Source organism: Sphingomonas sp., assembly GCF_030145815.1.
In the GTDB taxonomy this organism is placed as follows: Bacteria; Pseudomonadota; Alphaproteobacteria; order Sphingomonadales; family Sphingomonadaceae; genus Sphingomonas.
The window spans coordinates 95,328-114,052 of the sequence record NZ_JAIXHL010000006.1 but is presented as its reverse complement, the minus strand read 5'-3'; the positions used below and the strand labels follow the sequence as shown (position 1 = coordinate 114,052).

The window sequence follows — 18,725 nt, the reverse complement described above, 5'->3', positions numbered from 1 at the left end:
CACTTCGGCATGCGACGGTCCCAGCCATGCGATGGGTTCCAGGTTGCCTCTTACTGCTGTGCTTGACCGGCTGCTTTGAATCGCAAAGGCCGGCGTTCGACAGGATCGAGCTGCGCGCACCGGGGTTAGAGGTGGCGATCGACGGCAAGGGGAAAGGTGCCTTTGTCCGATCAAATTTCCATACGGGGCGGGTCGATCGAGGCGGCTTCTTGCTCTCGAACGAGCGCTATGACGAACTGAAGCGGCGTCTTGAGCGATTTCGGCGGTTGGATGAAACGGTCGACGAGGCCGAGGCTGGGGCACTGCTGGAGCGAACATGCGAGGGTGAGGAAGTGACCGATCAGGGCGGGGTGACGATCCACTGGCGCGGTTCGTATGGCGGGCAGTGGTATATCGCCGATTTCGGCTGTGAACCGAAGCAGTATGCAGAGCGAAATCGCGAATTGCGGGCAGTGTTGGAATCATTGCCAGTTCCGGAGGCGGTCCCGCTGCCCTAGTGTCCTTCGGGCCTTAGAAGAAGACCCTCCCCAACCCCTCCCGCAAGCGGGAGGGGCTTAAGAGGAAGGGAGGGGGCTCCGGCTGTCGCGCTTGCATCTGCCCGATTGCCGCTGTAGGCGCTCGTGCCTATTTTTCAGGCACTATGATGACGCTTAAACCTATCCAAATCGGGCCGGTCACGGTCGAGACGCCGGTGATTCTGGCGCCGATGACGGGTGTCACCGATCTGCCGTTCCGGCGGCTGGTGCGGCGCTATGGGTCGGGGCTGAACGTTACCGAGATGATCGCGAGCCAGGCAGCGATCCGTGAGACGCGGCAGTCGGTGCAGAAGGCGGCGTGGGATCCGATCGAGGAGCCGGTGTCGATGCAGCTGGTCGGCTGCACGCCCTATGAAATGGCCGAGGCGGCGAAGCTGAACGAAGATCGCGGCGCGGCGATCATCGACATCAACATGGGCTGTCCGGTGCGCAAGGTGACCAATGGCGACGCCGGGTCGGCGCTGATGCGGGTGCCGGACCTTGCCGCAAAGCTGATCGAGGCGTGCGTCAAGGCGGTCAGCGTGCCGGTGACGGTGAAGATGCGTATGGGGTGGTGCCATGACAGCCTGAACGCCCCCGAGCTGGCGCGCGTCGCCGAGGAGCTGGGCGCGAAGATGGTGACGGTGCACGGCCGCACCCGCAATCAGATGTACAAGGGCAGCGCCGACTGGGCGTTTGTGCGCAAGGTCAAGGATGCGGTGTCGATCCCGGTCATCGTCAATGGCGATATCTGCACGATCGAGGATGCGCGGACGGCGCTGGCGCAATCCGGCGCAGACGGCGTGATGATCGGGCGCGGCGCCTATGGCAAGCCGTGGGTGCTGCGCCACGTGATGGACGCGCTGACCGGCAAGGGTGAGCGGCCCGACCCGGGCATCGACGAACAATATGCTTTGATCGCAGAGCATTACGCGATGATGCTCGATCACTATGGTGAGATGACCGGCGTCAATCTGATGCGCAAGCATATCGGCTGGTATACCAAGGGGCTGCCCGGTTCGGCCGAGTTCCGCAACAAGGTGAACCAGGAGCCCAAGGCGGCGACTGTGCTGGGCATGCTCGACGAATTCTATGCGCCGTTCCGCGGCATGCCTGCGCTGGGATCATGGCCGTCACGCGAAGCGGCCTGAGGCCGCCGCCGCAGCCGGGTGAGCCGGACCTGACCGAGATTTTCGGCGGGTTGCCGTGCGCCGCATTGGTGCTCGACCCGCAGGATCGGGTGACGCGCGCCAATATGGCGTGCGAGCATCTGCTCAATCATAGTGAGAAGGCGATGCTGGGGCAGCGGCTCGACCGCATCTTTGCGCTGCCCGAGGGCTATGGCGGGCGGCGCGACGGGCATGGCTTTGCCGCGTTCGATGTCGAGATCGAGCCGACGCGGTCGCCGCGCACGCGGGTCGACTTCATCGAGCAACCGATTACCGAACATCCCGGCTGGCGGATCGTGACGCTGCATCAGGCGCCGACGTCGCGCCGGCTGTCGGTCGGCGCGGATCGCAGCGCGGGCGCGCGCGCGGCGGTGGGTGCGGCGGCGATGCTGGCGCATGAGATTAAGAACCCGTTGTCGGGAATTCGCGGCGCGGCGCAGTTGCTGAGCGGCGACGATGATGCGGAGACGCGCGCCGAGCTGACCCAGCTGATCACGACCGAGGTCGATCGCATCGCCGCGCTGATCGACCGGATGCAGGATTTCACCGATACGCGCCCGCCCAAGCTGGCGCCGCACAATATCTATCCGCTGCTCGACCATGCGCGGCGCGTTGCGCTGGCGGGCTTTGCGCGCGGGATGGTGATCGAGGAGCGGTTCGATCCGTCGCTGCCGCCGGTGATGATGGACAAGGACGCGTTTCTGCAGATCGCGATGAACTTGCTCAAGAATGCGGCGGAAGCGCTGCGCGATACGCCCGAGCCGAAGATCATCCTGTCCACGCAATACCGCCATGGCGTCGCGATGCGGCCGGGGCCGGACCAGCCGCGCCGCTGGCTGCCGATCGAGTTTTCGGTGACCGATAACGGTCCGGGCGCGCCGGCGGATATCGCCAGCCATTTGTTCGAGCCGTTCGTCTCCGGCAAACCCGAGGGCAAGGGGCTGGGCCTGCCGCTGGTCGAAAAGCTGGTGCGCGACATGGGGGGCGTGGTCGAATATGCGCGGGCGGGGGATCCGGAAATGACGGTGTTCCGGGTGAATTTGCCGAGGGCGGACGGATGACGGCATCGATCCTGATCTGTGACGATGACGCCGCGATCCGCACGGTGGTGACGCAGGCGCTGCGCCGCGCGGGGCATCGCGTGACGGCGGCGGCGTCGCTGGGCGAGTTGCGGCGCGAGCTGGCGGCGGCGCGGCCCGATGTGCTCGTGACCGATGTGGTGCTGCCCGACGGCAATGGGCTCGATTTCGTCGCGACCTTTACCGGCGAGACGCCCGATGTGCCGGTGATCGTGCTGTCGGCGCAGAATACGCTGTCGACCGCAGTGCGCGCGACCGAGGCGGGGGCGTTCGACTATCTGCCCAAGCCGTTCGACCTGGATGCGCTGACCGCGACGGTGGCGAGCGCGCTGGCGCGGGGGCGGCGGCTGGTCGACGATCTGCCCGCGGCGGAGGAGCAGGCGGTTGCGCTGATCGGGCGCTCTCCGGCGATGCAGGACGTGTATCGCGTGATCGCGCGGGTGGTGTCGAACGAGCTGACCGTGCTGATCACCGGCGAAAGCGGGACCGGCAAGGAGCTGGTGGCGCAGGCGATCCATGATCTGGGACCTCGGCGGCGCGCGCCGTTCGTCGCGATCAACATGGCGGCGATCCCGCGCGAGCTGATCGAAGCCGAGCTGTTCGGGCATGAAAAGGGCGCGTTCACGGGCGCGGCGGCGCGGGTGGCGGGCAAGTTCGAGCAGGCGAGCGGGGGGACGTTGTTCCTCGACGAGATCGGCGACATGCCGATGGAGGCGCAGACGCGGCTGTTGCGCGTGTTGCAATCGGGCGAGTTCACTACCGTGGGCGGGGCGCGGGCGATCCGCGCGGACGTCCGCATTGTCGCGGCGACCAACAAGGATCTGATGAATCAGGTCGTGTCGGGGCAGTTCCGCGAGGACCTGTTCTACCGCCTCAACGTCGTACCGATCGCGCTGCCGGCGTTGCGTGAGCGGCGGCAGGATATCCGGTTGCTGGCGCGGCATTTCCTGGATCGCGCGGTCGAGGACGGGCTGCCGCGCAAGCATGTCGGCGATGATGCGATTGCGGTGCTGGAGGCGCATGACTGGCCGGGCAATGTCCGCGAGCTGGAGAACCTCATGCGGCGCATGGCCGCGCTGCATCGCGACGAGTGGATCGATGGCGATGCGGTGCGCGCGATGCTGGGCGAAGCGGGGGGCTTTGCTGCGCCAACGCGCGATGCGGGGATCGAGGCGGCGGTGATCGCGCGGCTGACGCGGCTGGCGGCCGAGGAGCCGGCGGTGCTGGAGGACGGCACACTGTACGATCGCATCATCGGTGAGGTCGAGCGCCCGCTTATCGAGGCGATGCTGGCGCGGCACGGGCATAACCAGCTGCGCGCTGCGCGGGCGCTGGGGATCAACCGGAATACGTTGAGGAAGCGCTTGGACACGCTGGGTATCGATGTTGGGGGGCGGCTGGACGACCCGGCCTAGCGGCGGATTTGGCCCGTTTAGCGACAGATTGAGCGACAAGTGTGTTTTCATGGCAACAATGTTGTTGTAGCCAGGTCACGATGGATGTTGCCGCAAAGCCACTGATCGACGCGGGCGTGCCCCGCTGGCGGCTGAGCATCACTCCCTTTGTCGAGCTTCTGGTCCTGGCGCTGGCGCTGGCGGTGCTGGTCGCGAGCTATTTCGTGGTGAGCGGGAATACGGGGTCGCAGCGGTTGCTGACCCCGCCGCTGGTCGCGCTGTTGCTGGTCGGAAACCTCATTCCGCTGGTCGCGCTGATCGTGCTGGTCGGGCGGCGGGTGGCGATGCGGCGCGCGGCGCGTTCGCCGCTGGGTGGGCGTGCGCGGTTGCATGTGCGGCTGGTGGCGGTGTTCTCGATCTTGGCGAGCGTGCCGACCATCTTTGTGTCGATCGTGGCGTCGCTGCTGTTCCAGTATGGTGTGGAGTTCTGGTTTTCCGACCGGGCACGCTCAATGCTGGAAAATGCTTCGGCGGTGGCGGCAGGGACGCTGAGCGATCTTCAGCAGCGCGTCGGCGCAAATACCGAGGCGATGTCCACCGACCTTGCGGGCGCGTTGGCCGAAGGCGTTCCGATCGATAGTCAGACCTTCTTTAACTATCTTTTCGTGCAGACGACGCAGCGCGAACTGTCCGAAGCAGCGATCGTGCGTCAGACCGAGACAGGCGAGATCATCGTTCTCGCGATCCTCAACCCGTATGACCGGCTGATCGAGCAGCAGATCAGCGCGGGCGCGATCAATCAGTTGAAGAGTGGGGCGCGCAAAGTCGTCGTCGAAGATGCGGGAGGTCGGATTCGTGCAATCACGCGCTTTGCAAACGCGCCCGACACCTACCTCTATGCAGCGCGCGTGGTGGATCAGGCGCTATTCGACCGCAAGACCCGCGCCGACGCGGTAGTCTCGGACTATCGCACGCTCACCGACCGGTCGCGCACGTTGCAACTTCAATTCAACGTCGCGCTGCTGCTGCTGTCCCTCCTTATCGTCGGCCTCGCCGTCTGGGCCGCACTGGAGATTGCCGATCGCCTCGTCCGGCCTGTCGGCGATCTGGTGAAGGCGGCGCGGGATGTCGCGGAGGGCGATCTTGGCACCCGCGTGCCGACGCCGCGGGCGGATGACGAGATCGGCACGCTGGCCACGGCGTTCAACCGCATGACCGACCGGTTGCAGGAGCAGACCAATGCACTGGTCGACGCCAATGCCGAGTCCGAAAGCCGCCGCGCGCTGATCGAGGCGGTGATGTCGGGCGTGACGGCGGGCGTGCTGTCGATCGATGCCGAGCGGCGCATCCGGTTGATCAACAGCTCCGCCATGGCGTTGCTGCAGCCGGGCGATGCGCCGGTGGGCAAGTTGCTGGCGGAAGTCGCGCCCGAGCTGGACGCGGTGCTGGGCGGGGAGACGCGCGAGGATATCGTGCAGCTGACCAGCGGGGGTGAGGCGCGGACGCTGGCGGTCAAGATCACCCGCGACGAAGCGGGGCAGGTGCTCACGTTCGACGACATCACCCAACAACTGCTCGATCAGCGGCGCGCGGCATGGTCCGACGTTGCGCGGCGGATCGCGCATGAGATCAAGAACCCGCTGACCCCGATCCAGCTTGCCGCCGAGCGGTTGCAGCGGCGCTACGGCAAGAAGATCGAGAGCGACGACGGCACCTTTGCCAAGCTGACCGACACGATCGTGCGGCAGGTCGGCGATTTGCGGCGGATGGTAGACGAATTCTCGTCCTTCGCGCGGATGCCTAAGCCGATCTTCCGCGAGGAATCGATCATCGATGTCGCGCGCCAGACTTTGTTCCTGCACGAGGTCGCCAAGCCCGAAATCCGCTTCACTTTCGAAGCGTCCGATGGCTTGCCGCCACTGGTGTGCGACCGCCGCCAGCTGGGGCAGGCGCTGACCAACCTCGTCAAAAATGCGGTCGAGGCGATCGAAGCGCGCACCGACGCCGATGCGCCGGGCGCGATCAGCATGGCGGTGCGTGAGGCCGACGATGCGCAGCTGATCATCGAAATCACCGACAATGGCATCGGCCTGCCCGCCGAGCGCGAGCGGATCGTCGAGCCGTATATGACGACGCGCGCACGCGGGACGGGTCTGGGCCTCGCGATCGTCAAGAAGATCGTCGAGGAGCATTTCGGCACGATGGCCTTTGCCGATCGCGACGGCGGGGGGACGGTGGTGACGCTGTGTTTCGACACGGCGACGCTGGAGCGACTGGTGGGAACCGGGGGTAGTGACGAGACGGAACAGGGTGCAGCCGGGCTGACCGCGTTGACCCCGACCAAGAACGGAAATGCACAATGAAACTCGATATCCTGGTCGTCGATGACGAAGCCGATATCCGCGAGCTGGTCGCGGGCGTGCTGGAGGACGAGGGCTATGAGACGCGCAGCGCCGCCGACAGCGATGCCGCGCTGGAGGCGATTGCCGAGCGGCGGCCGAGCCTGGTCCTGCTCGACGTGTGGCTGCAGGGATCGCGGCTCGACGGGCTGGACCTGCTGGACGAGATCAAGCGGCGTGATCCGTCAATCCCGGTGCTGGTGTTTTCGGGGCATGGTAATCTCGACACTGCGGTCGCAGCGATCCGGCGTGGGGCATCGGACTTTATCGAAAAGCCGTTCGAGGCCGAGCGGCTGATGCTGCTGGTCGAGCGCGCGACCGAGACCGAGCGGTTGCGGCGCGAAGTCGCGTCGCTGCGTGCGAGCGTGGGGCGGGGGACCGACCTGCACGGCACGTCCGGTGCGATCAACACGGTGCGCGCGACGCTGAAGCGCGTGGCGGCGACGGGAAGCCGGGTGATGATCACCGGCGGACCCGGCACGGGCAAGGAGGTGGCCGCGCGGCTGCTGCACGAGTGGAGCAATCGCGCGAACGGGCCGTTCGTGATCGTCAGTGCGGCGCGGATGACGCCGGAGCGGATGGAGGAGGAGCTGTTCGGGGTCGAGGACGGCGATCTGGTCCATCCCGGCCTGCTCGAACAGGCGCATGGCGGAACCTTGTTCCTGGACGAGATCGCCGACATGCCGCTGACGACGCAAGGGCGGATCCTGCGCGTGCTGACCGAACAGAAGTTCAACCGCGTCGGCGGGCAGCGGCAGGTGAAGGTCGATGTGCGCGTGGTCTCTGCTACCGGTCGCGACCTGACCACCGAGATCGCCGAGGGACGGTTCCGCGAGGACCTGTTCTATCGCCTGAACGTCGTGCCAGTGACGATCCCGCCGCTGACCGAGCGGCGCGAGGATATTCCGGCGCTGGTGGAGCATTTCGTGGCGCATTACGCGACCGAACGCCGCGTGCCGACCCCGGAAGTGGCGGGCGAGGCGATGGTCGCGCTGCAAAGTTATGAATGGCCGGGCAATGTCCGCCAGTTGCGCAACGTGGTTGAGGCGACGGTGATCCTGGCGCCGGGCGACCGGATCGGGCGGATCGACATCGACATGCTGCCGACCGATGTGCTGGGCCGCCGCGACGATGGCGGGATGGGCGCTGCGACGATCATGGGCGCGCCGCTGAAGGAAGCGCGCGAGAGTTTCGAGCGCGAATATCTGCGGGTTCAGATCAAGCGCTTCTCAGGCAATATCTCCCGCACCGCGCATTTCATCGGCATGGAGCGGTCGGCGTTGCACCGCAAGTTGAAGCTGCTTGGCATTCATGAGGGGCGGGAGGAGTAGGTCTCCGACTCAATCCTTCCCTTGGCGGGGGAGGATCGTCCGCTTTGACGCTATGACGATAGCTTCATCAACCCGATCCCGCTGACGATCAGCGCGGCCGCCAGCAAGCGGGCAGGGGTGATCGCCTCGCCCAGAAACACGATGCCGACGACGAACGCGCCGATCGCGCCGATGCCGGTCCAGATCGTATAGGCCGTGCCCAGCGGCAGCTCACGCATCGCGGCGGCGAGCAGCGCGAAGCTGGCGATCAGCGCAACGATGGTGATGGCGGCGGGAAGCGGGCGGCTGAAGCCGTCCGACAGCTTCATTGTGCTGGCCCACACGATTTCGAGCAATCCGGCGATCAACAACAAGATCCAGGCCATATAGCCCTCCTTTGACAAGAGAGCCGGGCCGTCCCGGGCTTGGACCCGCGTGCTGCGGGGGAGGGCGTGGCCTCGCGCGCCGGATATGGGACAGCGGCGCCGCGTCGGCAAGGGGCGCTATGGACGTTGGCGGAGGCAATACCTACATTGCGCAGATCGCGCCGCTTCGTGGCGCGCATCCGACGCCGGGAAACGGCGCGACTGCGGGAAATCCCCGCCAAAAACAGTGAGCTGCATCATGGCCGACAAGCAGACATCCCTTCAGGACCTGTTCCTCAACGCGCTGCGCAAATCCAAGACCCCGGTGACCATGTTCCTGGTCAAGGGCGTGAAGCTGCAGGGAATCGTGACCTGGTTCGACAATTTTTCCGTGCTGCTGCGCCGCGACGGTCAGTCGCAGCTGATCTACAAGCACGCGATTTCGACGATCATGCCGTCGGGTTCGGTGGATGTGGCGTCGATCGTGGACGCCATCCCCGACACCCCGTCGAAGAACCCGGTTCTGCAGGAAATCTTCCTGGGCGCGGTGAAGCGTCAGCAGGAAAATGTGACGATGTTCCTGGTCAATGGCGTGATGCTGCAGGGCGGGATCGCGGCGTTCGACCTGTTCTGCATGCTGTTGCAGCGCGATGGCGTGTATCAGCTGGTCTACAAGCATGCCGTGTCGACGATCCAGCCGGCGCATCCGCTGGACCTGACCGATCAGGGCGAGGAAGCCTGATCGCCTTGAAAGCATGGTTATGAGTACCGGATTCGATCGCGACCCCGATGAATTCACGCGGGGCGCGCGCGCAGTTGTCGTTTATCCCGACCTGGGTGGGTCGAGCCGCGATGCAGAGGCCCGGCTGGAGGAAACGGCCGGGCTCGCGGTCGCGATCGGTGTCGAGGTGGTCGAGCGCGTCGCGCTGCGCATCCGTGCGGCCAAGCCCGGAACGCTGATCGGATCGGGGCAGGTCGAGGCGCTGGCCGAGACGGTGCGCGACCGCGAACTGGGGCTGGCGGTGTTCGACGCCGCGCTGACCCCGGTGCAGCAGCGGAACCTTGAAACCAGCCTCGGCTGCAAGGTGATCGACCGCACCGGCCTGATCCTCGAGATTTTCGGCGAACGCGCGCGCACTGCCGAGGGGCGGTTGCAGGTCGAGCTGGCGCATCTCGACTATCAGGCGGGGCGGCTGGTGCGCAGCTGGACCCACCTTGAGCGGCAGCGCGGCGGCTTCGGCTTTCTGGGCGGTCCGGGCGAAACGCAGATCGAGGCCGACCGCCGCCTGATCCGCGACCGCATGGCGCGGTTGCGGCGTGAACTCGATTCGGTCAGCCGGACGCGCGGGCTGCATCGTGAGCGGCGGCAGCGTGCGCCGTGGCCGGTGATCGCGCTGGTCGGCTACACCAATGCCGGAAAATCCACGCTGTTCAATCGCTTGACCGGCGCTGACGTCATGGCGGAGAACCTGCTCTTCGCGACGCTCGACCCGACCTTGCGGCAGATTTCGCTGCCCGGGATCGACAAGGCGATCCTGTCGGACACGGTGGGGTTCGTCTCCGAGCTGCCGACGCAGTTGGTCGCGGCGTTCAAGGCGACGCTGGAGGAAGTGGTATCGGCGGATCTGCTGATCCATGTCCGCGACATTGCGCACCCGGACAGTGAGGCGCAGCGGGACGATGTCGAGTCGGTGCTGAAGGATATCGGCGTAGCCGAGGAGACGCCCCGGTTTGAGGCGTGGAACAAGCTCGACCTGCTCGATGCGGAGCGGCGCGACGACGTGCTGGCCGAGGCCGCCAAGCGCGACGATGTGCTGGCGGTTTCGGCGCTGAGCGGGGAGGGGGTCGATACGCTGATCGACCGCGTCGCTGCGCGACTGACGTTGGGCCATCGCCGCTATCGCGTGACGCTTCCTGCGGCGGACGGGGCGGGGGCGGCGTGGCTGCACCAGCATGGTGAGGTGATCGACCACTGGATCGACGGCGAGACCGCGATCTACGACGTGCGAATGGCGCCGAAGGATCATGAACGGTTCGCGGTGCGCAACGGATGACGGCACGGCGTGCGGTAATGCTGGGGCTGGGCGCGCTACTGCTGGTCGCGGCTGGTCCTGCGGCGCGTGAGCCGGCGACGGTCCGCGTGCGGCTGGTGACCAGCGCCGGAAACATCACGCTGGCGCTGGACGCGCGGCGGGCGCCGCTGACGACCGCGAACTTCCTGCGCTATGTCGATGATGGACGGCTCGAAGGCACGCATTTCTATCGCGCAGCGCGGCGCAAGGGCGATCCGACCAAGGGCTTCATCCAGGGTGGCATCGGCACCGATGCGCGCCGCATCCTGCCGTCCGTGCCGCTGGAGCCGACCAGCAAAACCGGGATCAAGCACCTGAGCGGCACGATTTCGATGGCGCGTTCGGTCAATCCCAATTCGGCGCATGGCAATTTCTCGATCATGGTCGGCGACAATCCGACGCTCGACGCGCGGCCGGGCAAGCTTGGCTATGCCGCCTTCGGGCGGGTGATCGGTGGGATGGACGTCGTCGGCCGCATCCTGGCCATGCCGACTGGCGGCGGGCGCGAAGAGATGCGCGGCCAGATGATCCTGAAGCGGGTCAGGATCCTGCGCGCCGAGCGGCTCGACGGGACGGCCAAGCCGACCGGGCGGCCCAAGCCGTGGCTGATCGACCTGCCGTGGCGGCGCGATTAGGGACGAAGCGTCCGTAATTTCACCTAAGCGATGCGTCATGACTTGCTGCGATGCAGCACAGTCGCCATATTGTTGCGATGGATACCGAGAAGGGGGCGGAGACAGCGCCCAACCCAACGCCGATCGTGCTGGAGGGGATCGTCAGGCAGAAATGCATGAACGCGATCTATAACCGCACGCGCATGGTGCTGGCGCCGCACATTCTCTACACGCGCGGCGGGTCGCTCTATGTCGACGCGCAGGTGGTGTCGCGCGACTTCGTGATCCCGCGCGAAGAGAAGTTCGGGACGTTCAAGGTGGACGGGCTCAAGAGCCTGGCGCTGACCGAACGCGATTTTGCGATCAGTCGGCTGTATCTGTCTGAGTCCGAGAAATATGCCGGGACGACGTTGATGGCGGTCGAGCCGCCGGGCGCGTCGATCTGAGCCTTACTCGGCCGATTTGACCGTGACCCACAGGTCTTCCTTTTCATCCAGCGACAATCCGACGAACGTGTCGCCCGCCTTGGCCTCCATCGCGCGGAAGCGGCGTTCGAATTTGGCGTTGGCGGCGCGCAGGGCGGCTTCGGGGTCGATGCCGAGCTTGCGTGACCAGTTGACGGTGGCGAAGAGCAGATCGCCGATTTCCTCGGCGCGGTGATCGTCGCTGGTCGCACTCTCGACCTCGGCCAGTTCCTCGTCGATCTTGGCCCGGGCATCCGCCGGGTCGGTCCAGTCGAAGCCGGTGCGAGCGGCGCGTTTCTGCAGTTTTTCGGCGCGGGTGAGGGCGGGGAGGCCGATCGCGACCCCGTCGAGCGCGCCGCTCGTCCCCTTGCTCCCCCGCTCTTCGGCCTTGATTTGTTCCCACAGGTGATGGCCGCCGCTTTCGGCGCCACGGAAGATATGCGGGTGGCGGCGCTCCATCTTGTCGCAGATGCCGGCGATGACGTCGGACAGGTCGAACGCGCCGAGTTCCTGCGCCATGCGGCTGTGGAAGATCACCTGGAGCAGCAGGTCACCGAGTTCGTCCTTGAGATCGGTCAGGTCGTCGCGCGCGATCGCGTCGGCGACCTCATAGGCTTCCTCGATCGTATAGGGCGCGATGGTCGCGAAGGTCTGGACGGTATCCCATTCGCATCCGGACACCGGATCGCGCAGCCGCGCCATGATCGCCATCAAGCGCTCGATACCGGGGGGCGTGATTTCGCAGTGATCCTGCGCGGGGGAGACCGCCTGCTCGCTCATCGCTTAAGTCCGATAATATACATTATGTTAAATTGGCGTCGCTATGTGGCTCGAGGATCAGGACGTTCCCCTCCACCCGCCACGATTTGAGCCGGGTCAGGAAATTCATCCCCAGCACGTCGAGATCCCCAAAACTCGGCGCGACGAACACGGTCAGGTCCTTTGTCGCGAGCGATCCCACCGCGACCCGCTCCGCCTGCGCGCGGCGGGCATCCACGGTTCCGTTGGCGGTTGACACCTGCACCGGCAGGCCGCGCACATATTCGATACCAGCAGCCTGCGCCGTGCTTTCGCTGATCGCACTGACGGTCGCGCCGCTATCGATCAGCATGCGACGTTCGATGCCGTTGATCGTTGCGCGCGCCCAGAAATGGCCGTCGGGCGACAAACGGATGCGGACGGTTTCGCCCGACGTGACCTGCGCCGGTTCGGACAGACCGACGCTGGTCGTGATCGCTTCCAGCTGGTCGCCGATGCGATCCTTATTGATCACGACGACATAGATCAGCGCAGCGATTGCCGCCCAGCCGATCACCGTCTTGACGATGAAGCCGAATTGCATGTTCCGCACGCTGAGCGAGCCCAGCACCAAGGCCAGGAACCCGACCAGTGAGACCAGTTGGATGATCTGCATTTCGGTCAAACGCGCAACTCCATGCCGTCATGGCCCGGCTCGACCCCGGCGGGCAGCTCGGCCTTCAGGGTCATATAGTCCATCGAGTGATCCATGTGCACCAGAACCGTGCTGCGCGCACGACATTGCTGCGCCCAGGCTAGCGTTTGCGCGAGATGCGGATGGGTCGGATGCGGCTCGCGGCGTAACGCGTCGGCGACCCACAGGTCGAGATCGCTATAAAGTGACGCCATTTCGTCGGTGAATATATTGAAATCAGTTGCATAGCCGACTGACTTGCCAGCATATTCGAAGCGCAGGCCGGCGCTGGTGATGCCGCCATGGGGCTGATCGACGGTGCGCACGACGATATCGCCGATCACCATGCCGTCGCGTAACGGCTCGATCGTGGCGGTTGGGCGGTAGGGCCCTCCCCCTTCGAAGACGTAGCGGAAGCGCTCGCGCAGCCGCTCCTGCGTCTTCCAGTCGGCGAGGCCGCGCACGGGAGCGCCGCGCAGGTGCATCAGCTGGCGCAGATCGTCGATGCCGTGGCAGTGATCGGCATGGTCGTGGGTCCAGATCACCGCGTCGAGATCTGCGACATCGGCGGCGATCAGCTGTTCGCGCAGGTCGGGGCTGGTATCGACCAGAATCCGGGTCGCTCCCGCCTCGACCAGGATCGACGCGCGGGTGCGACGATTGCGCGGATCGGTCGGGTCGCAGCTGCCCCAGTCGTTGCCGATGCGGGGGACGCCCGAAGACGTGCCTGAGCCGAGGATGCGGACCTTCACGGGGCCGCTGCGGTCTTTGCGAACAGCCGATGGAAGTTTTCGCGGGTCGACTCGGCTAGCTCCTCGGCATCCATGCCGCGCAGCTGGGCGAGAAAGCGGCACGTGTCGGCGACGAAGGCCGGCTCGCCGGTCTTGCCGCGGTGCGGGACGGGGGAGAGGAACGGGGCGTCGGTTTCGATCAGCAGCCGATCGAGCGGGAGGCGCGCGGCGGTTTCCTGAAGGTCACGGGCGTTCTTGAACGTCACGATCCCCGATATGGAGATATAAAAGCCCAATTCCAGTGCCTTGTCGGCGAATTCTCCACTCGCTGTGAAGCAGTGGATGACGCCGGGATAGGCGCCCTTCCCCATTTCCTCGGCCAGGATCGCGGCTGTGTCCGCCTCGGCATCGCGAGTGTGAACGATCAGTGGCAGGCCGGTTTCGCGGCTCGCGGCGATGTGCGCACGGAAGCTGGTCTGCTGCTGGGCGCGGTCGCTATGGTCGTAATAATAGTCGAGCCCGGTCTCACCGATGCCGACGACGCGCGGGTGCGTGGCGCGGGCGAGCAGCTTGGCGGTATCAATATGCGGGTGCTCGTCCGCCTCATGCGGGTGGATGCCGACGGTGGCCCAGACGTCGGCTTCACGCTCGGCGGTGGCCAGCACCTCATCCCATTCGCGCTCGCGCGTCGCGATGTTGAGCATTGCCACGACGCCGCTGTCACGGGCGCGGGCGAGCACTTCGGGCTGCTGCTCGGCCAGTCCCTTATAGTTGAGGTGGCAATGGCTGTCGGCGAGCTTCATGCGGTGGGTTCCTCCGCCAGCACGAGGCGCGGGAATACGCCGGTCGGCGGATCGAGGCGGAAGCCTGACGCCACGGCGTCTTCATACCAGCCCTTGTTGTCGAGCGCCGCATGGTCGCGTGCGCTTTGCCCGAGCTGGTCGAGGATCTTGCCGGCGCTTTCGGGGATTACCGGCAGGACCAGGATCGCCAGATCGCGGATCGCGCGGACCAGCGTGCCGAGCACAGCGTGCATCCGTTCCGGATCGGTCTTGCGCAGCGTCCAAGGGGCCTGGACGTCGATATACTGGTTGCAGGCGAACACCGCGCGCATCCACGCCTCCAGCCCCTGGTTGAGCGCGAGGCTGTCGAAGGCGGTGCGGAACTCGCGGCCGGCCTCGTCGATCGTCGTGAGCAATTCGGCATCGGCGGGATCGCTACGGCCCGATTCAGGCAGCGCGCCTTCGAGGTTCTTGGCGATGAACGACAGCGTCCGCTGGGCGAGATTGCCGAAGCTGTTCGCCAGATCGGCATTCGCGCGGGTCACGATCGCCTCATCGCTGAAGCTGCCGTCATTGCCGAAGGCCACCTCGCGCAACAGGAAATAGCGCAACGCGTCGACGCCATAGAGCCGCGTCAGCTCCATCGGATCGGCGACATTGCCGGTCGATTTCGACATCTTCTCACCCCGGTTGAGGATGAAGCCGTGCGCGAAAACCTGTTGGGGCAGCGGCAGATCGGCCGACATCAGGAAGGCGGGCCAGTAGACCGCGTGGAAGCGCGTGATGTCCTTGCCGATCAGGTGCAGGTTCGCCGGCCAGTAGCGCGCCAGATCGCTCCCAGCATCGGGATAGCCGGTGCCGGTAAGATAGTTGGTCAGCGCGTCGACCCAGACATACATGACATGGCCGGGCGAGTTCGGCACCGGCACGCCCCAGTCGAAGCTGGTGCGCGATACCGACAGGTCGACCAGCCCGCCCTCGACGAACTTGACGACCTCGTTGCGCGAGCGCTCGGGGCGGATGAAGTCGGGATTGGCGGCGTAGAGGTCGAGCAACGGCTGCTGATATTTGGACAGGCGGAAGAACCAGGTTTCCTCGGCGGTCCATTCGACGGGCGTCCCCTGCGGCGACAGCTTGACGCCGCCCTCCCCTTCGGTCAGCTCCTTCTCTTCGTAAAAGGCTTCGTCCCGGACCGAATACCAGCCCTCGTAGCGATCGAGATACAGGTCGCCCTTGGCCTCCATCGCGGCCCAGATGGCTTGGCTCGCGGCATAGTGATCGGGATCGACGGTGCGGATGAAGCGATCATATGAAATATTCAGATCGCGCGCCATGTCGCTGAAATAGGCTGACATTTCGTCCGCGAGTTGACGCGGCGTGAGGTCGCGCGCGCGTGCGGTCTGGGCGATCTTCAGGCCATGTTCGTCGGTGCCGGTCTGAAAGCGCACGTCGCGCCCGGCCTGACGCTGGAACCGCGCAATCGCGTCGGCGGCGATCATCTCATAGGCGTGGCCGATATGCGGCTTGCCATTGGGGTAGTGGATCGCGGTGGTGATGTAGTAAGGTTCGGACATGGGGGCGCTCTAGCGGCTTCTGCGTTGCGGCGAAAGCAGTCAGCGCTTCGCCAGACGCGCGAGAATGCCGCCCATTTCGAACACCGTCGCCTGCGCATCAAGCGACTGTGCGAGCGCCACCGGGCCGAGTTGCGACGCGGCTTCATACACCGCAATTGCCTCTGCCAGCGCTGCGCCATGCCGTCCACGTGCTTCGGCGAGCGCGAAGGCGGGGACGCGGGCGAGGAAGGCTTCGTAGCGAGGCTGTGCCGCCTTGGACCCGAGCGTGCGGGCGAGGCGGGCGCGGATGGCGTTGTCGGGGTCGCCGCGCGCCGCGATCGCCGCCATTTCGCTGTCGATCGAAGCGAGGTCGAGCCCGGCGAAGCTGAGTGCACGACCGGGCGACCCCTGCCCCGCGCGGACCAGCGCTTCAACCTCCGCCGCGCTTGCCTCGGGCAGCGCTGCGCGAACGGCGGCGGCAACTTCGCTGTCGGGCAGCGGGTCGAAGCGGAGCACGCGGCAGCGCGAGCGGATCGTCGGGAGGAGCCGTCCCGGCGAATGGCTGACCAGGAGGAAGATCGTTCCCGCAGGTGGCTCTTCGAGATTCTTGAGCAGCGCGTTGGCGGCCCCCGGGCGTTCGACATCGTCAATCGCGTCGATCACGATGACGCGGCGGCTCGACATGCTCGGCTTGGTCGCGAACATCGGGTTCAGCGCACGGATCTGGGCGATGTTGATCGACCGCGCGATATTCTCGCCGGGCTTGTCGGGGTCCTTGGGCAGGCGCACCAGCGCGCGATAATCGGGGTGCGCGCCGGACTCGATCAGCTTGCGGGTCGGGTTGTCTTCGGGAAGGTCGAAGCCGTCCGAGGGCGCAATCTGCCCCGCCCCCTCAGCCAGCAGCCGCGCGGCGGCGGCGCGGGCGAAGGTCGCTTTGCCCAGCCCTTCGGCACCCGCGATGAGCCAAGCGTGATGCAGCTGCCCGCTCGACATGGCGGCGCGAAACGCGGCCTTTGCCGCGGCATTGGGGCCGGTTGACGTCATGGTAGCAGGTCGGCCAGCGCGTCCATCAGTGACGCCGTGACGTCATCCATGCTGCCCGAGGCATCGACCAGCCGCACCCGATCCGGCTCGGCCGCGGCGATGCGGCGGAACTGTGCGGCGACGGCGGCGTGGAAGTCCGGCCCGCGCGCGCCGAAGCGGTCGGCGGCCCCGCCGTCGCGCTCCAGCGATCGGGCATGGCCCGCGCCATCGGGCAGGTCGAGCACAAGCGTGCGGTCAGGCAACAGCCCGCGCGACCCGAAGCCGTGCAGCGCCAGGATCGCGGCGTCGTCGATGTCCTGCGCGCCCTGATAAGCGCGGGTGGAATCGACATAACGATCGCACACGACCCAGCTGCCCGCCTCGACCGCCGGGCGGATCAGCTTTTCGACATGGTCGGCGCGCGCGGCGGCGAACAGCAGAGTTTCGGTGTGTGCGCTCCAACGGGTGACCGCGCCCTGCATCAACAGGCCGCGGATCGCCTCTGCCCCCTCGGTCCCGCCGGGTTCGCGGGTGAGCACGACATGGATGCCGCGCGCCTCAAGCGCGGCGGCGAGCCGCTTGGCCTGGGTCGACTTGCCCGCGCCCTCCCCGCCTTCGAGGCTGAGGAAGACGCCCCTCACGCGCCGAACAGCGACAGCAGGCCGGCCCAGATGCGGCCGAAGAAGCCGGCCTCACCGACATCGGCGGCGGCGACCAGCGGCAGGCGCTGTTCGGGCAAGCCCGGCGAAGTGACGACGAGGTCGGCGATATGCTGGCCCGCCTTGATCGGCGCCTTGATCGGCCCCTGATAGACCACGGTCGCGCGCAAATTGGGGTTGGCTCCCGACGGGATCGCGATGGCGAGATCGCGCGGGGCAACGAGGCCGACCTGCGACGCATCGCCCAGCTGGACATCGGCCTGCTCGACCGTGCGACCCTTGCTCACCAGCTTGCGCGAGGACCAGGCGCGGAAGCCCCAGTCCATGAACTTGACCGATTCCTCGATCCGCGCATTGAAACTGTTCAGCCCGGCAACGACCATGACGAGACGGCGGCCATTCTGCTCGGCCGAACCGGTGAAGCCGTAACCGGCCTCTTCGGTATGGCCGGTCTTCAGGCCATCCGCCCCGCGCACGCGACCCAGTAGCGGGTCGCGGTTTGCCTGCGTGATCGGCGCACCGCCCAGCGTGGTGCCGTAGGTGAAGCTCTCCTTGGAATAGAAGCGCTTGTAGAGATCGGCGTGGTTGGTGATCGTCAGCTTGGCGAGCTTTGCCAGGTCGCGGGCGGTCACCACGGTGCGGCCCTCATCGGGCCAGCCGTTCGAGGTGCCGAAACGGCTGGCGTTGAGGCCGATCTCCCTGGCCTTCTGGTTCATCAGATTGACGAAGGCTTCTTCGGTCCCGGCGATATGCTCGGCGAGCACGACGCAGGCGTCATTGCCCGACACCACGACGATACCGTTGAGCAGGTTTTCGACGCTGACCTTCGAACCCGGCGACAGGAACATGGTCGAACCCGCTGAAGGGCCATGCCATTTACGCCATGTCTCCGGACGGACATCGGCCATGTCGGACAGTTTGAGCTTGCCCTGCTTGATCAGGTCGAACGCGACATAGGCGGTCATCATCTTGGCCATCGACGCCGGCGGCATCGGGCGGTCGGCGTCCTTGGCATAGAGCACCGCGCCCGACGACAGATCCTCAAGATAGGCAACCGGGGCGGCCGTCTCGAACGGGGGCGTCTGCGCCGTGGCGGGCGCGAGCGCGAGGGAGACGGCAGTGGCGGCGAGGATCAGCTTCTTCATGGGGATCATGGGGTCCGCA

The 18,725-nt window shown here is 66.1% G+C and carries 19 protein-coding genes; 10 read left to right on the top strand and 9 right to left on the bottom strand.

The window, feature by feature from the left end; translation table 11 throughout:
• Window positions 1–62 precede the first annotated feature (62 nt).
• The 6 genes from KYX69_RS07160 to KYX69_RS07135 all read left to right on the top strand — a co-directional run bounded on the left by KYX69_RS07160 (window position 63) and on the right by KYX69_RS07135 (window position 7,887).
• On the top strand, window positions 63–497 hold the full coding sequence (locus tag KYX69_RS07160; protein WP_300495476.1) for a hypothetical protein: 435 nt from the start codon (window positions 63–65) through the stop codon (window positions 495–497).
• 143 nt (window positions 498–640) lie between these two features.
• Complete coding sequence (gene dusB, locus KYX69_RS07155) at window positions 641–1,666, top strand: tRNA dihydrouridine synthase DusB (RefSeq protein WP_300495474.1); 1,026 nt, start codon at window positions 641–643, stop codon at window positions 1,664–1,666.
• A complete protein-coding gene (locus KYX69_RS07150) occupies window positions 1,642–2,745 on the top strand; it encodes an ATP-binding protein (protein WP_300495472.1) in 1,104 nt (367 codons plus the stop codon). Before dusB ends, KYX69_RS07150 begins: the two co-directional genes overlap by 25 nt.
• A complete protein-coding gene (gene ntrC / locus KYX69_RS07145) occupies window positions 2,742–4,178 on the top strand; it encodes a nitrogen regulation protein NR(I) (protein WP_300495469.1) in 1,437 nt (478 codons plus the stop codon). The genes KYX69_RS07150 and ntrC overlap by 4 nt, the downstream gene beginning before the upstream one ends.
• An 80-nt stretch (window positions 4,179–4,258) precedes the next feature.
• Entirely contained in the window at window positions 4,259–6,520 is a 2,262-nt protein-coding gene (locus KYX69_RS07140; protein WP_300495466.1) for an ATP-binding protein, read from the top strand.
• On the top strand, window positions 6,517–7,887 hold the full coding sequence (locus tag KYX69_RS07135) for a sigma-54 dependent transcriptional regulator (protein WP_300495463.1): 1,371 nt from the start codon (window positions 6,517–6,519) through the stop codon (window positions 7,885–7,887). Before KYX69_RS07140 ends, KYX69_RS07135 begins: the two co-directional genes overlap by 4 nt.
• A 50-nt stretch (window positions 7,888–7,937) precedes the next feature.
• On the opposite strand, the gene KYX69_RS07130 is transcribed toward KYX69_RS07135, so the two are convergent.
• Window positions 7,938–8,252, bottom strand: coding sequence for a multidrug efflux SMR transporter (locus KYX69_RS07130; protein ID WP_300495460.1), 315 nt, complete (start codon window positions 8,250–8,252; stop codon window positions 7,938–7,940).
• A 226-nt stretch (window positions 8,253–8,478) separates the two neighbouring features.
• Between KYX69_RS07130 and hfq the strand changes: the two genes are divergently transcribed.
• From hfq to KYX69_RS07110, 4 genes are all read left to right on the top strand, one after another.
• The gene (gene hfq / locus KYX69_RS07125) at window positions 8,479–8,973 is read left to right on the top strand and encodes an RNA chaperone Hfq (RefSeq protein ID WP_300495458.1); all 495 of its coding nucleotides are present in this window, start codon (window positions 8,479–8,481) and stop codon (window positions 8,971–8,973) included.
• Between the two features lie 19 nt (window positions 8,974–8,992).
• Window positions 8,993–10,285 (top strand): GTPase HflX, encoded by a 1,293-nt coding sequence (hflX, locus tag KYX69_RS07120; protein ID WP_300495456.1) that lies wholly within the window; start codon window positions 8,993–8,995, stop codon window positions 10,283–10,285.
• A complete protein-coding gene (locus KYX69_RS07115; RefSeq protein ID WP_300495454.1) occupies window positions 10,282–10,938 on the top strand; it encodes a peptidylprolyl isomerase in 657 nt (218 codons plus the stop codon). The genes hflX and KYX69_RS07115 overlap by 4 nt, the downstream gene beginning before the upstream one ends.
• A 77-nt stretch (window positions 10,939–11,015) precedes the next feature.
• On the top strand, window positions 11,016–11,363 hold the full coding sequence (locus KYX69_RS07110) for a hypothetical protein (protein WP_300495452.1): 348 nt from the start codon (window positions 11,016–11,018) through the stop codon (window positions 11,361–11,363).
• Between the two features lie 3 nt (window positions 11,364–11,366).
• Here the strand turns inward: KYX69_RS07110 and mazG are convergent, their stop codons facing one another.
• From mazG to KYX69_RS07070, 8 genes are read right to left on the bottom strand one after another with little or no spacing between them, the layout of a single operon-like run.
• A complete protein-coding gene (gene mazG, locus KYX69_RS07105) occupies window positions 11,367–12,161 on the bottom strand; it encodes a nucleoside triphosphate pyrophosphohydrolase (RefSeq protein WP_300495450.1) in 795 nt (264 codons plus the stop codon).
• A gap of 22 nt (window positions 12,162–12,183) precedes the next feature.
• On the bottom strand, window positions 12,184–12,795 hold the full coding sequence (locus KYX69_RS07100; RefSeq protein ID WP_300495682.1) for a TIGR02281 family clan AA aspartic protease: 612 nt from the start codon (window positions 12,793–12,795) through the stop codon (window positions 12,184–12,186).
• Between the two features lie 5 nt (window positions 12,796–12,800).
• Window positions 12,801–13,565, bottom strand: coding sequence for an MBL fold metallo-hydrolase (locus tag KYX69_RS07095; RefSeq protein WP_300495447.1), 765 nt, complete (start codon window positions 13,563–13,565; stop codon window positions 12,801–12,803).
• Window positions 13,562–14,347, bottom strand: a complete 786-nt coding sequence (locus tag KYX69_RS07090; protein WP_300495444.1) for a TatD family hydrolase — start codon at window positions 14,345–14,347, stop codon at window positions 13,562–13,564. Before KYX69_RS07090 ends, KYX69_RS07095 begins: the two co-directional genes overlap by 4 nt.
• Window positions 14,344–15,900, bottom strand: coding sequence for a methionine--tRNA ligase (gene metG / locus KYX69_RS07085; RefSeq protein WP_300495441.1), 1,557 nt, complete (start codon window positions 15,898–15,900; stop codon window positions 14,344–14,346). The genes KYX69_RS07090 and metG overlap by 4 nt, the downstream gene beginning before the upstream one ends.
• 39 nt (window positions 15,901–15,939) lie before the next feature.
• Complete coding sequence (locus KYX69_RS07080) at window positions 15,940–16,923, bottom strand: AAA family ATPase (protein ID WP_300495440.1); 984 nt, start codon at window positions 16,921–16,923, stop codon at window positions 15,940–15,942.
• Window positions 16,920–17,543 (bottom strand): dTMP kinase, encoded by a 624-nt coding sequence (gene tmk / locus KYX69_RS07075; RefSeq protein WP_300495438.1) that lies wholly within the window; start codon window positions 17,541–17,543, stop codon window positions 16,920–16,922. The genes KYX69_RS07080 and tmk overlap by 4 nt, the downstream gene beginning before the upstream one ends.
• A complete protein-coding gene (locus KYX69_RS07070) occupies window positions 17,540–18,706 on the bottom strand; it encodes a D-alanyl-D-alanine carboxypeptidase family protein (RefSeq protein ID WP_300495679.1) in 1,167 nt (388 codons plus the stop codon). Before KYX69_RS07070 ends, tmk begins: the two co-directional genes overlap by 4 nt.
• Window positions 18,707–18,725 lie beyond the last annotated feature (19 nt).

Coding starts and splice junctions, on each gene's coding strand:
- mazG (WP_300495450.1), bottom strand. CDS start 12,161: ATGAGCGAGCAGGCGGTCTCCCCCGCGCAGGATCACTGCGAAATCACG.
- KYX69_RS07135 (WP_300495463.1), top strand. CDS start 6,517: ATGAAACTCGATATCCTGGTCGTCGATGACGAAGCCGATATCCGCGAG.
- metG (WP_300495441.1), bottom strand. CDS start 15,900: ATGTCCGAACCTTACTACATCACCACCGCGATCCACTACCCCAATGGC.
- dusB (WP_300495474.1), top strand. CDS start 641: ATGATGACGCTTAAACCTATCCAAATCGGGCCGGTCACGGTCGAGACG.
- KYX69_RS07110 (WP_300495452.1), top strand. CDS start 11,016: ATGGATACCGAGAAGGGGGCGGAGACAGCGCCCAACCCAACGCCGATC.
- KYX69_RS07130 (WP_300495460.1), bottom strand. CDS start 8,252: ATGGCCTGGATCTTGTTGTTGATCGCCGGATTGCTCGAAATCGTGTGG.
- KYX69_RS07140 (WP_300495466.1), top strand. CDS start 4,259: ATGGATGTTGCCGCAAAGCCACTGATCGACGCGGGCGTGCCCCGCTGG.
- KYX69_RS07115 (WP_300495454.1), top strand. CDS start 10,282: ATGACGGCACGGCGTGCGGTAATGCTGGGGCTGGGCGCGCTACTGCTG.
- hflX (WP_300495456.1), top strand. CDS start 8,993: ATGAGTACCGGATTCGATCGCGACCCCGATGAATTCACGCGGGGCGCG.
- KYX69_RS07090 (WP_300495444.1), bottom strand. CDS start 14,347: ATGAAGCTCGCCGACAGCCATTGCCACCTCAACTATAAGGGACTGGCC.
- KYX69_RS07150 (WP_300495472.1), top strand. CDS start 1,642: ATGGCCGTCACGCGAAGCGGCCTGAGGCCGCCGCCGCAGCCGGGTGAG.
- ntrC (WP_300495469.1), top strand. CDS start 2,742: ATGACGGCATCGATCCTGATCTGTGACGATGACGCCGCGATCCGCACG.
- KYX69_RS07070 (WP_300495679.1), bottom strand. CDS start 18,706: ATGAAGAAGCTGATCCTCGCCGCCACTGCCGTCTCCCTCGCGCTCGCG.
- KYX69_RS07080 (WP_300495440.1), bottom strand. CDS start 16,923: ATGACGTCAACCGGCCCCAATGCCGCGGCAAAGGCCGCGTTTCGCGCC.
- KYX69_RS07100 (WP_300495682.1), bottom strand. CDS start 12,795: ATGCAGATCATCCAACTGGTCTCACTGGTCGGGTTCCTGGCCTTGGTG.